The following is a 12,530-nucleotide window of genomic DNA, read 5'->3' on the forward strand; positions in this document are numbered from 1 at the left end:
ATTTTTATGTTTTCTGGAATTAATTACCGAATTAGCAGTCTGCTGAATTGCAGAACCGGATGTTCCCTTACTTTTCCCTATCTAATTCTTCCCTCAAATTCTTTTTATTGTAAATATTTACTCTTTTATTGTCAAGCCTCAGGCTGTCGCTTATACGAATAAATTTTCGTATAGCGATATCCCCTTTTCATATGAACAATTTTGAAGACTAAAATATTTAATTTAATCCCTACTTTTTCTCATCCAACAGCACAACTCCCTGCTCCGGATTCTTATCAATTGCGCCTACAATGGGATGTGGCACATACATTTCTTCCAAGTATGCAACTTCTCCCGGTGTAAGCTGTACCCGCAAAGCCCCTGCTGCATCATCTAAGTATTGCGCCTTAGTTGCTCCGATAATGGGTGCGGCTACGCCCTTTGCCCATTGCCATGCTATGGCAATCTGAGACATTTTACACTGATGTTTTTCTGCCAGCTCCTGAACACGCTTTACAATATGTATATCCTGTTCTTCCATCCTTGTCATTAATAAACATCTGGATAATCGGTTCTCTCAATACAAAAAATAACGCAGCTGCAAGAATTCCCACAATCAGGCAACATTTCTTAGTGAATCGTTCTATCGCAATAAATCGCTCCTGATTGCCGGAACCGTAATTATATCCCAACTCAGACATTTCTTTCTCGAAGATAGAAATCTTCTTTCTCTTCTCTTCAAAGCTGTTCAAAGTGTTATTTTTCGCTTGTTCTTTAAAGACAATAAATCCGAAAATTTCACTCCCGGATTCATCCTCGTCCTTCATACTTTCGGTCGTGACTTGAAATGGAATCCACATATTCACTGTCTCGTTTCTGAAGGTGGTATTGGCAGCTCTCTCTGGGCTTTGGCGCGCAAAGACTCATTTCAACTATACTTTGTTTTCAATCAAGATTGCAAACTTGTTTCGCAATTACCTATTTACTTTACTTCTTTTGCATCGTATCTAAGTTTTCAAGCATTTTTTCCGCAATGCGCAGAAACTCTCCTTTTTCCTCTTCTGTTATCCCCTTCAGCAACAAATTCTCAGATTCTTCAATTTCCTTTCGCAAAACGGTTTTAATATCTTGTGCCTTAGACGTAAATACAATTTTTTTATAACGTGCATCATGAGGCTCTGCCTCTCGACAAATTAACCCTTGTCCTTCAAGAGCTTTCAGTGCTTCTGTTGCCGTAGAGGGGCGTAACCCAAACTCTGCTTCTATTTCCTTTTGATAAACAGAGTGATTTACAGACTCTACTAAAATATAATTCAAAATATTTCCCTGTGCTCCACTAATTCCAATAGACTCCTGTACCTCTCTGGAACGTCTGCGCAGACGATTGGAAATTCGATTAATCATTTTTCCTGTTTCCATTTTCATTTCTCCTTTTATCGCTTCGGTTCCTAACTATTTTAAGTCAAAAAAAAGAAAATGTAAAGAGCTTCTACGTTTTTCCAATAGAAGCTCCTTACATTTTCTAAACTACAGTTATCTTTGAAATTAACTCTTTCAAATTTTCTGCCTGACTACTCATTTCCTGGCTAGCGGCTGCACACTGTTGCGAAGATGCTGAATTAGTTTGTACTACATCGTTAATCTGTTCTACACCCTGATCTACCTGTTCAATTGCTACAGCCTGTGAATCTAAGACTTCTGCAATTTCATTTACATTCTGCACAATATTTTTAGAATTTTCAACTACATCACCTAACTGCTTTGCAGTTTCATCTGCAATAACCATTCCTTTTTCAACTGCCTTCACAGAGGATTCAATTAGTGCTGATGATTCTTTTGCTGCCTCCGAACTTTGTGCCGCTAACAATGACACCTGATCTGCAACAACTGCAAATCCTTTTCCTGCTTCTCCGGCTCTGGCTGCTTCAATGGATGCATTTAGTGCTAGTAAATTCGTCTGTGATGCTATTTCATTGATGGTTGCAATAATTTTGCTGATTTCTTGTGAAGAATTACTGATTTCTCCCATGGAAGAAACCATCTCTGCCATCTTACCATTACTATTTACAATTTCTTCCCCAAGCGTTTCAACCTTTTTACTAATTTCCTTGGCATTTTCTGCGTTCTGGGCTACTCGTTCGGAAACACTTGCTAAGGATGCTGTAAGCTCCTCCGTTGCTGCCGCCTGATCTGTTGCTCCTTGCGCAAGATCATTCGAGCTTGCTGCTACCTGACCTGAACCATCTGACACTTCATTCGCCACTCCTTGCAGCCCTTTTACCAATTCTGACATACTCTTTTCGAAGCTCATAAAAGATGCTAAAATCTCTTCAAAATCTCCCTTCCATTCTACCTCCGGCTGTATATCAAAATTGCCATTAGAAAACTCCTTCATTGCTCTTGAAATATCTCCTACATAAGAAGATAATATTGTCGTAGATTTGCGCAAGCTATGGGCTAGATTTCCAATCTCATCATCCGAATGATACTTTAGCTCACTCTGCAGATTGCCCTTTGCAAGTTCTGCCGCCACATCCTCAATATCATGAAGTGGTTCAATAATTAAAGAAGTAATAAGTCCACCTACATTCTTGGCTACGATACTTGCAAAAATGATAAATCCAATAACTATAATTACATCAACAATGGCAATTACTCTACTTGTCACAACAGCATTTGTTGTTTCCTTATCCGTAATATCATCCATTTGATCTGCTAAAGCCATCAAATCATTTAATGCCGGCGTACACACAGTCAGAATCTGTTCTGTTGCTCCATCAACATCACCATTTTCTATTTGCTCAATAATGCCATAACCAACGGTACCCCAATCATTTAATGCCTTTACATATTTATTATACAAACCATCGTCTATCATCTTTGTCTTTTTTAAACTTTTTAGCTGTACTCCTGCATCAGAAAGCTCTTCTTCTACATTTTTCTTATAAGTATCATACTGGCTTTTATCATCATTTAATGCCATCTCTCGAATACTTCGTGCTGCAGTAGTAATATCTATAATACTTTCTTTTACCGCTAAATCAGCCTGCTGGGCTCCTGTTACATATCCATTAAACTTTATTGCTAATGTTGTTAATCCAATAATACTAAGTATTCCAGACATAACCATTAATCTGATTACAATGGTATACCCATAGCCAATCTTTTTTCCCAGCTTCATCTTTTGCAACTTTGCTTTTAATTTACTCATCCGTGTTCTGCCTCCCTGCATTCACCATTTCCATTTATCGTACTTTAGTACTAAAAATGATAGCATCTGGCTATATACACGTCAATATATAATATTTGCTAAATTATGTATAATATTTTTATCCTTTTACCGCTCCGGCAGCCATTCCATTTACCATATTTTTTACCAGACAAAAATACAAAATTACAATCGGCACCGCAATAAATACACTTCCTGCCGCAAACCTTGCAAACTCTGTCTCGTCAAGACTCATTAACCCTACTGCCACTGTGTAAAGATTCTTTTCTTTTAATAACAGTTTTGGCAAAATAAAGTCACTCCACGGCCAGGTAAATGAAGTCAATGCCGTATAGACTATCATAGGTTTGGAAAGTGGCAGATTAATCTTGGTAAATACCTGCAAATTGGTAGCCCCATCAATTCTTGCCGCCTCGTCAATTGCCTTTGGAATGGTATCAAAAAATCCCTTCTGGGTGAGATACCCCATAGGTGCTCCTGCACTGTAAATCAAAATCAGTCCCCATAAGTGATTGATAAGATTAAACTGTGTCATTAACAAATAGACTGCAATCATTCCCATAAAAGACGGAAACATTCCAAGTACCATCGTTGTTTTCATAATAGGCTTTCTTGCCTTAAATTCAAATCTGGACATGGTATATGCTGTCAGTATAGTTAGAAATGTACCCAGTACACAACTTCCTGCCGCTACAAATAATGTATTAAAAAACCATTGCGGGTAGTTATATAAGGAAGTATCTGTAAATAATTTTTCAAAACTTGCAAAACTGTACTCCTTTGGGAAAAATCCGTCAAAGGAATAAATGGTTCCCGACTTTGAAAAAGATGCCAATATCAGCCACAGGCATGGGAAAAAGAAAATAAATGCCACTATTATCAGCAATATGTAAGTAACTGTGGTATCCACCACTCTTCCAGTTTTCCATTTTTTTCTCATTGGAAGGTGTCCTCCTCTCGATAAGATGGTGACTTCACATATACAATCAGTGAAATCACAGAGGTAATAATAAAAATCACCAAACTAATCGCTGCACCGATGCAGTAATAGTTATTATCGATGGACAAATTATACAGCCAGTTAATTAACAGGTCTGTATCGCTGGCAAGGAAATATCCGTCCAGATACAGTCCACCTCGTAAGAAATAGAAAATTCCAAAGTTATTAAAGTTTCCAATAAACTGACTGATTAGCACCGGCATAGTGGAAAACAATACAAAGGGAAGTGTCAGCTTCTGGAATTGCTTCCAACGTCCTGCTCCATCAATTTTTGCTGCTTCATACAAAGAAGTATCTCGATTAGATAAAATCCCCGTTGCAAGAAGCATAATAGATGGAACACTAATCCAGCAATTTACCAAAAGTCCTATGATTCTCGCAGTCCATTTTGCATCCAAATCCAAGAAACCAATGGCAGTTCCGCCACTTGCGGTAATTAACTGATTAATAGGACCTCCATAAGAAAACATAAACTTAAAAGCTAACAATGTAATAAATCCCGGAATGGCATACGCAAGTACCGGAAATGCTCTCCAGAATGCCTTTCCTTTTACGCACTCTTTTTCCAATAACAATGCAAGCCCAAGACCTGCAAAATAATTTAACGCAGTGGACAACACTGCCCACAAAAGGTTCCAACCCAAAATCTTGAAAAACGTAGGGGCAAACTGTGACAACGTCAATAATTTGGAAAAGTTTTGTAATCCTACCCAGTCTACCAATTCCGGCGGTACAATATTTCCACCATAGTTGGTAAATGCAATCAAAATCATAAAGATAATGGGAAGAATATTAAACACACATACTCCGATTACAGGAAGTACTAACACCGTTACATAAAATTTTTTATCTACCAGATTGGAAAGTTCCTGCCGAAACGTAGGCAGTGGCTTGCCCTGCTGTTGAAGTTCCTGCATATGGCAGGCATCTTTTACATTCCAACGGTATAGACATATCAGTGCCGCCAATACAATCCATGCAAAAATTCCCATCAAAAGCATTACAACGGAGTTATCCCCCTGAATTCCAAGCCAGGCATCGCCTTTTTGCTCTCCCAGAGTAAAAAATCCCTTTATGTCTCCGAAACCACGGCTGATAAAATAATATAAAATACTAATCTCTGCCAGCAGGAATAACAATCCCTTTCCGATTCTACCATAGGCAAGCTGTCCTGCCCCCATCACTAGCATGGAGAGTCTTGTTTTCCCACTACTGTTTTTTATTCGTTCTTTCATTTCTTCCTCTCTCCTTACTTCAACGTAAAGATTGCATCGTGAATCTGCTTATCTACTGACTCTAATCCGGCTTTCATAGAGGTTATATCCGGATATTTTTTCTCACTTTCACTACGAAATGCATCTTTGGCAATATCCGTGAAAAACGTCTGTGCCGGAGTCCATATCTGCGCTACTTCCTGAATGGATGGCATAAGAACGATGGTTCCTTTTTCCAAGTTCTGATACAATAACTGGGATACTCCTCCAACCTGCTCAGCAGCATCTTCTCTTGCCGGTGCCACTCCCAACATTTCACTTCGTTTTACCTGCATGTCGTAACTTGCCGCAAATTCCACAAAAGCAAGGCTGGCATTTGGTGCCTTGGTATAAGCACTCACTGCATATCCATTTACACCCCCCATCGTCTTTGCATCTATTAATTCTGGATTTTCTTCTGACAAATCTCCACTTTTCGGTAATTTTGGCACCGTAGTCATTACCAGATTTTCTTGTGCCTTTGTGTTTGCTTCTTCCGTGGACAATCCCTCTTTTTCATACTCCATTACCAATTCATCTAAAAAGGTAGAATACACATCCGGGGTAGAAATTGTTGCAAAATATGTTCCGTCTGCTAACTTACCATATGCATTGGTATTAATAGTATCATCAATACATTCTTCGTTCATGGCAGAAGCTAGCTGAGACAGCACCCATGCTCCCTTCTCTGCTTCTCCCTTGGAAAATCCAATATCTTCCGGATTGGTATTGTTATCTCCGAATACATATCCTCCATAAGAAAACAGAAATCCACTGGAAAAATATACATCATAGATGGCTTTCATATATCCGTATTTGGACGCATCTTCCTGATGTCTTTGTAACGAATAGGCATACATATCGTTCCAGTTTTCTACCATATCCGGCACCTGATTGCCATCTTTATCCCATGTGGTCTGCCAGTCTTCCGGTAACAAGTCGGTACGATAATAAAGCATTGCTGTCTGCACATTGATTGGAACACCGCAGTAATAAGTATTGCCATCTACTTCTGTCTTATAGGCATCCCATGCAGTCTTCGGAATCTCTTTATAGCACTCCATGGATTCCACCGGAAGCGGATAAATATGTTTTCCTTCTGCGTACTGCATAATCACATCATTTGCCTGATACAATACGTCCGGTCCGTAACCATAAGGTCCATCATTAGCAAGATCTAAATACTGATCCATATTTGCATCTACAGCTGTAATTCCTTTATCCTTATATTCCTCGTTAAAGGCATTTATCAGCTCATCAAAATATCCCTTAGAAATTGCCGTATCATTTTCCAGTACCCGAATTGTTACATTCTTCTCTAATTCTCCGGTAAACACACCATTTGTTCCTTGTCCGGACTTGGCATCTGTCTTACTTTCAGATGTTCCTCCACAACCTGTCAACAGGGAAATTCCCATTACTACTGCTAAAAACAATGCACTTTTTCTTTTCATCTTTGCCTCAATCCTTTCCCCTTTAATTCTCCATTAAAGTAATTAAAAATCTATTTCCTTCACAAAGCACCACTTCTTCTGCCTGCTTTGGAATGTCCTTTTTTTCTGTCATATTGATTCGAAGTATAATCCTATTTTGTTCACCATTTCGTTCTACCCGAAGCATTTCCTTCTCCTCGGTAATCTGAATCTCCCCATACTGAACTACCGGTTGCTTACGAATATGAATCAACTCTTTTACGGTTTCTAAGAAGTCCATATCCCAAGACTCTTGATTCCATGGAAATCCTCTTCGTGAATCCGGATCATATCCCCCTTCCATGCAAAGCTCTGTCCCGTAGTAAAGACACGGAGCTCCCTCAAATACCATTTCCAGTGCAATCGCTGCAAGCATCTTGTCCTTATCCTTATTCACCTCACTGAAAAATCGATGCGTATCGTGAGAATCCAATAAATTTAACATCATACGATTTACCTGTTCCATATTTCGCATCAGATTTGCATTTAATTTCTCTGCCATTTCTTTTGCAGAAAAAACACCTTTGGCAAAATAATCCAGACATGCCTTGGTAAATGCATAATTCATAATGCTGTCGTATTGATCTCCCATAAGATAAGCATAAGCATCGTGCCAGTTTTCTCCAATGATAACACTATCCGGTTTCTGTTTTTTCACTGCCTTACGGAATCTTCGCCAAAAATCATGGGATACCTCATCCGACACATCCAAGCGCCATCCGTCAATATCCACTTCCCGAATCCAGTACACTGCAACCCCTAACAAAAATTCCTGTACCTCTTCGTTGGATGTATTGAGTTTTGGCATATAATTACATGCTGCAAAACATTCGTAATTCATTTTTTCCGGATCCGGCACATCCCCTTCTATCAAAAACCAATCATAATACCGGGAATTTTTTCCCTTCTCCATCACATCCTGAAATTGCTGCATATACATACTGCAATGATTAAATACCGCATCCAGTACTACACGAATGCCGTTGTCGTGTGCCAACTTTACCAACTGTCTTAACTCTTCCTTTGTTCCAAACTGTGGATCAACCGTAAAGTAATCAATGGTGTCATACTTGTGATTGGAAATGGAACGAAATACCGGTGTAAGATACAAGGCATTAATACCAAGTTCTTTTAGATAGTCCATTTTTTTCATGATGCCTGCCAAATCTCCCCCGGCAAAACTTTTGGGTGTCGGTAACTCATCCCACTTCATGTTGATGTAATTGGTATCCTTTTTTTCATTCCCCTTATAAAAACGTTCTACAAATATCTGATAGAATACTGCACTCCGCATCCAGTCTACGGTATGCATTACATCGTTTTTATTAATATAGGGCATTTGGAAGAAATTGTAAAACCCTTCTTCAAAACGATATTCTTTTGTTACACCGTCTTCACTGAAATACCAGGTATCTCCTCCCTCTTCTATCTGAAAAATATAAGCAAACCTCACATCGGTAAGCTGCATTTTGATTTCATAGTAATTATAAAGTTTATCGCTGTATTTTATTTCCATCGGTTGTTTTTTCCGACAAAAAGTAAAATCATACTTCTGTGCATAAATCAGAAAAACCTTTGCTTTTTCGTCCTCTTTTGACATCCGAAGTCGAAGCACCAGCTCCTTTTCTCCGGTTGCAAAGCAGTAACGGGAATCTGGGATATGCAACATTGCATATTCGTTCATGTCTTTTTTCCTTTCCTGTACTTTTTAGTTGACAAATTTTCCAAAATTCTATATAACAAAATTACAACTCAGGAGTAAAAGGAGCAAATTGATTATGAAAAACAACATTACCATCAAAGACGTAGCCAGAGAAGCGGGAGTTTCTGTTGCCACTGTTTCCTACGTCATCAACGAAAGAAGTGACAAACGTATCAGCGACAAAACCCGCAAAAAAGTATTGCAGGTAATCAACCTGTTAGGCTACACCCCCAACCAATCTGCCAAGGCTCTTGCCACGAACAGAAGCGGTATGGCTGCTCTTTATGTATCTCCTGATTTTTCTACTTTGAAAAACGCAGAACAACTGCATTTTATTAATTTTCTAGCTTCTTTTCTCCACGAAAAGAACTATGATTTGATTTATTTAAGTGACACCTACAAGGACAAATTTGACCATGCAGATGCTATTTTGTGTTACGATATTTCTTCCGAATATTTCAGACAAATCGGTGACAATAACTTTGCTCCGTTGATTGCTTTGGACTGTATGATTAATGACCCGCTGTTTTTCCAAATCAATTCTGATTATGAAAAAATTGCACAACAGGCAAAAAAACATTTTCATGACAATCCTTACACGCTTTGTCTGTTAGATACTCCTAATCAGGAACGGAAGGAATACTTACAGCCACTTTTTGAACATATTGTCTATGTTAAGGATTTTGCAGATCTTTCTGCTCTTTCTGATCGTAATATTCTGGTGATAGAACAGACTTTGTATGATTGTCTCAAGAACCACCCAACTGTCTACTACCTGCCAACTCTTACCACAGAAAAAGCAGAAGTTCTGCTATCCTGTATGGAAAACGCCATCAAGCGTATTCCTATTGAGAAACACGATTTGTTTGCATAAGACCTACCGTGTAATATTTCTTACACTACTGACAGCTTACGGTTAAGATTTTTGTAGCTGGATCATAGGTAAAGGTATAAGTTCCTGTCTGACTTGCTACTAAGTTGGCACTATCGGTACCTGTTACAAAAGACTGGCTTTCCATATCCTCTACCGGAATATTGGTGTAACGAATATATTCTGTTCCTACACCACTGGTATCCCCTACTGTTACCAGAGAGGTAAACATAAACTCGTCTCCCTCTTCTAAGTCTACCGTCAATGTATAAATTCCATTTTCTTCTTTGAACTTTGTTTCATCGGAATATACATCTTCCCATCCGGTAATTTTTGCTCCCTTAATGTAATAATCTGTCTGGGTTGCTCCATTGTCTGCGGTGCTTTCCCCGTTATAAGTCCATGTAATTACATCATATGGATTGATGTTAAATGCTTCTTTGTTATCCTCTGTATAATTGGAATTATCTGTTTCGTAAGTATCCTCTCCCGGATAGGTAGTCAAGGTAAACGTATAATTTCCTGCGATAGCACACTTGATGTTAGAACGCTTTGTACTGGTGTCTCCCAATCCGCCGGAGTTGGCAAAATAGTCTTTTCCATCCTTTGAAATGGTATCCAAATATCCATATCCACGCTGGTTTTTCCAAGAAGAACCGGTAGAAGTATCTACTGCAAACTGGAACTCATCTCCTTCTGCCAGGTCTACGGTAATGGTGTAGCAGTTGGCATCACTCTCGTCTTCCTTTGTCATTTTCTGGGCATCTCCAATGATATTTCCCCAGTTAGATTCCATTAATACCCGGCTCTTTCCACTTCCTAAAATTGCAAATCCTCTGGTATCTTCCTGATAGGTTACAAATCCTCCGAAAATATTCATATCACTGGTAACCGGAGTGGAAAAATCAAATCGATGTGTCATCTGCGGTGTTGCAAACCATCCCACAAAAATCTCTCCGTCTTTTTCCGGTTCATATTCTGTTACGCACTCTCCGTTCTTTACTTTTTCTGTCTTTAACTCTGTCTTGCCGTCTGAATCATAAAAGGTCACTGTAAAGGTATCCTCTTTTGACTCCTCCTGTTTGGTTCCATTGCTTCCTGTGTCCTTGTTTCCACATCCCATTGCCCCCATGGACAGCGCTAAGGTTGCTGCCAACACAATCATTAAACTTTTTCTCTTCATCCTTCTCCTCTGCCTTTCCTTTTATTTTGACTGGTTAATCGTTTAAGCATGACGGTAAATTTTAAGCAAACTGCACAATTTGCACGTTTGCTTAACCGTTTAACTTAATATAAATGTATCACTGGAAATGCAATATGTCAAGAGTGTTTTGGATAATTTTTCCACTACATTTGTGTCATTTCGTCTGCAATTCCCATAGTAGATTTGCGATGGGACACCAGTACAATGGTCTTATCTTTCTTTTCTTCTAACAGGCTCTTTAAAATGATTCCCTCATTCAAACTGTCAATATTGCTGGTTGGCTCGTCTAACAATATGATATCCGCATCATGTAAAAATGCACGGGCAATCCCAATTCTCTGGCGTTCTCCACCGGAAACAGAATTTCCCGGTTCACGCAATTTCGTATCATACCCCTGTGGCAAGGAAGAAATAAATTCGTGAATAGATGCTTTTTTTGCTGCCTCCACCACTTCTTCTCTAGTGGCATCTGCCTTTGCCACTTTGATATTATTCTCAATGGTATCTTCAAACAAAAATGTCTCCTGCGTCACATAAGAAATCCCCTCTCTTAGCCTTTTGGTATCTATATCATTCACATTTTCCTTCCCATACAGCACCTTACCGCTGTCTGTTTCATAGAATCGCATAAATAATTTTAACAATGTAGACTTTCCACAACCGCTTTTTCCTAAGATTCCGTGAATGGTTCCTCTTTTTATATGAATGGAAAAATCTTTTAAAATCTGCGCCTTTTCGGAAGGATGGTTTTCCACATGATACGCAAAAGAAACCTGTTGCGTACACATATCCCCTGTTGGCAATTCCACTTGACTGTGGACATCCTCTACCATTGGTTCTTCTTCTAAAAGATTCAATACACGATTTCCACTTGCCAGGGTCTGATTCAGGTTATTGGATAAGGTGGATAAGGCTGCCACAGGTCCGAAAGAACTCATCATGGCAATGGTACACACAATGGCTTCTCCCAGTGTAATGCTGCCTCGTTCTGCCATTGCCCCGCTACATACCATCATCAAAATTCCTGCCAGCAGTATAACCGTATCGGTACTGATACGCTGTATGGACTCCTTCTTTTTTAACGTATGATTTACCTGCTCTAACTGCCGGGTAAACCCTTCCATTTTCTTTTCACGTTCCTGCTGTTTTTGGTACTGCAAAATCTCGTCTAAACCATACAGATTATCTAATACCGGGGTATTCAGTTTTCCATAAATACTACGATACTCCTGTCCGTAGGCTTGTCCGGCTCTTCCGTTTATAATAGGAATCACCGCTCCTACAATGACATAACATACCGCTGCCAAAATTCCCAATCCAGCCTGATAATGACCGATAAAAAAACTCATTACAAGGGATGTAATAACTGCAATGGCAATTGGAGAAATTGTGTGAGCATAAAACACTTCCAAAAGCTCAATATCACTGGTAATAATGGAAATAAGGTTTCCCTTTTCTCTTCCGTCTAATTTTGCCGGAGCCAGATTGCGCAAAGAAGCAAACACCTGATGACGAATTCGTGCTAACAATTTAAATGCAATATAGTGGTTGCTTGCCTGTTCGGTATAACGCAAAATACCACGCAGTACCGCACACACAATGATAATACCAAAAACCACCTTTAATGATATATTTGGAAAATATCCCAGCAGACTGCTGACTCCAACGCCACCTAACACCGTAATAAACGTTGCCATAAGATTCCCGATACATCCCATAAGAATTGCTATAAACATAATTCCAAGCAAAGGCTTTATCATACCAATCAGTCCTAACATGACACCTATTGCACTTCGCTGTTTCTCTATATTTACCATTTT

At 39.2% G+C, this 12,530-nt stretch carries 10 protein-coding genes and 1 pseudogene; 2 read left to right on the forward strand and 9 right to left on the reverse strand.

The annotated features are described in order from the left end of the window. Window positions 1-229: 229 nt before the first annotated feature. Complete coding sequence (locus KQI83_RS06695; RefSeq protein ID WP_330622322.1) at window positions 230-529, reverse strand: aldo/keto reductase; 300 nt, start codon at window positions 527-529, stop codon at window positions 230-232. Between the two features lie 130 nt (window positions 530-659). Between KQI83_RS06695 and KQI83_RS17300 the strand changes: the two are divergent. Further along, window positions 660-972, forward strand: a pseudogene (locus tag KQI83_RS17300) (transposase); the annotation flags it as partial. Here the strand turns inward: KQI83_RS17300 and KQI83_RS06710 are convergent. From KQI83_RS06710 to KQI83_RS06735, 6 genes are all read right to left on the reverse strand, one after another. Further along, window positions 967-1,398 carry a MarR family winged helix-turn-helix transcriptional regulator gene (locus KQI83_RS06710; protein ID WP_216555807.1) on the reverse strand — a complete coding sequence of 144 codons (432 nt, stop codon included), beginning with the start codon at window positions 1,396-1,398 and terminating at the stop codon, window positions 967-969. The pseudogene KQI83_RS17300 and the gene KQI83_RS06710 overlap by 6 nt on opposite strands. A 103-nt stretch (window positions 1,399-1,501) precedes the next feature. Next, window positions 1,502-3,190: a methyl-accepting chemotaxis protein gene (locus KQI83_RS06715; RefSeq protein ID WP_253295535.1), complete on the reverse strand. Its 1,689-nt coding sequence runs from the start codon at window positions 3,188-3,190 to the stop codon at window positions 1,502-1,504. Between the two features lie 118 nt (window positions 3,191-3,308). Then, a complete protein-coding gene (locus tag KQI83_RS06720) occupies window positions 3,309-4,148 on the reverse strand; it encodes a sugar ABC transporter permease (protein WP_216555812.1) in 840 nt (279 codons plus the stop codon). Beyond that, window positions 4,145-5,443 carry a carbohydrate ABC transporter permease gene (locus tag KQI83_RS06725; RefSeq protein WP_216555815.1) on the reverse strand — a complete coding sequence of 433 codons (1,299 nt, stop codon included), beginning with the start codon at window positions 5,441-5,443 and terminating at the stop codon, window positions 4,145-4,147. The genes KQI83_RS06720 and KQI83_RS06725 overlap by 4 nt, the downstream gene beginning before the upstream one ends. A 14-nt stretch (window positions 5,444-5,457) precedes the next feature. Further along, on the reverse strand, window positions 5,458-6,915 hold the full coding sequence (locus KQI83_RS06730; protein ID WP_216555818.1) for a sugar ABC transporter substrate-binding protein: 1,458 nt from the start codon (window positions 6,913-6,915) through the stop codon (window positions 5,458-5,460). Between the two features lie 22 nt (window positions 6,916-6,937). Next, window positions 6,938-8,617 (reverse strand): glycoside hydrolase family 13 protein, encoded by a 1,680-nt coding sequence (locus KQI83_RS06735; RefSeq protein WP_216555820.1) that lies wholly within the window; start codon window positions 8,615-8,617, stop codon window positions 6,938-6,940. Window positions 8,618-8,711: 94 nt separating this feature from the next. Here KQI83_RS06735 and KQI83_RS06740 point away from each other — a divergent pair, with 94 nt between their 5' ends. Continuing rightward, a complete protein-coding gene (locus KQI83_RS06740; RefSeq protein WP_216555823.1) occupies window positions 8,712-9,509 on the forward strand; it encodes a LacI family DNA-binding transcriptional regulator in 798 nt (265 codons plus the stop codon). Between the two features lie 25 nt (window positions 9,510-9,534). On the opposite strand, the gene KQI83_RS06745 is transcribed toward KQI83_RS06740, so the two are convergent. Both KQI83_RS06745 and KQI83_RS06750 read right to left on the reverse strand, forming a co-directional pair. Then, window positions 9,535-10,689 carry an InlB B-repeat-containing protein gene (locus KQI83_RS06745; RefSeq protein WP_216555826.1) on the reverse strand — a complete coding sequence of 385 codons (1,155 nt, stop codon included), beginning with the start codon at window positions 10,687-10,689 and terminating at the stop codon, window positions 9,535-9,537. Window positions 10,690-10,853: 164 nt separating this feature from the next. After that, window positions 10,854-12,527 (reverse strand): amino acid ABC transporter ATP-binding/permease protein, encoded by a 1,674-nt coding sequence (locus tag KQI83_RS06750; protein WP_216556143.1) that lies wholly within the window; start codon window positions 12,525-12,527, stop codon window positions 10,854-10,856. Window positions 12,528-12,530: the final 3 nt, after the last annotated feature.

It is taken from the genome of Roseburia sp. MSJ-14, from assembly GCF_018918225.1.
Taxonomy (GTDB): domain Bacteria; phylum Bacillota; class Clostridia; order Lachnospirales; family Lachnospiraceae; genus Petralouisia.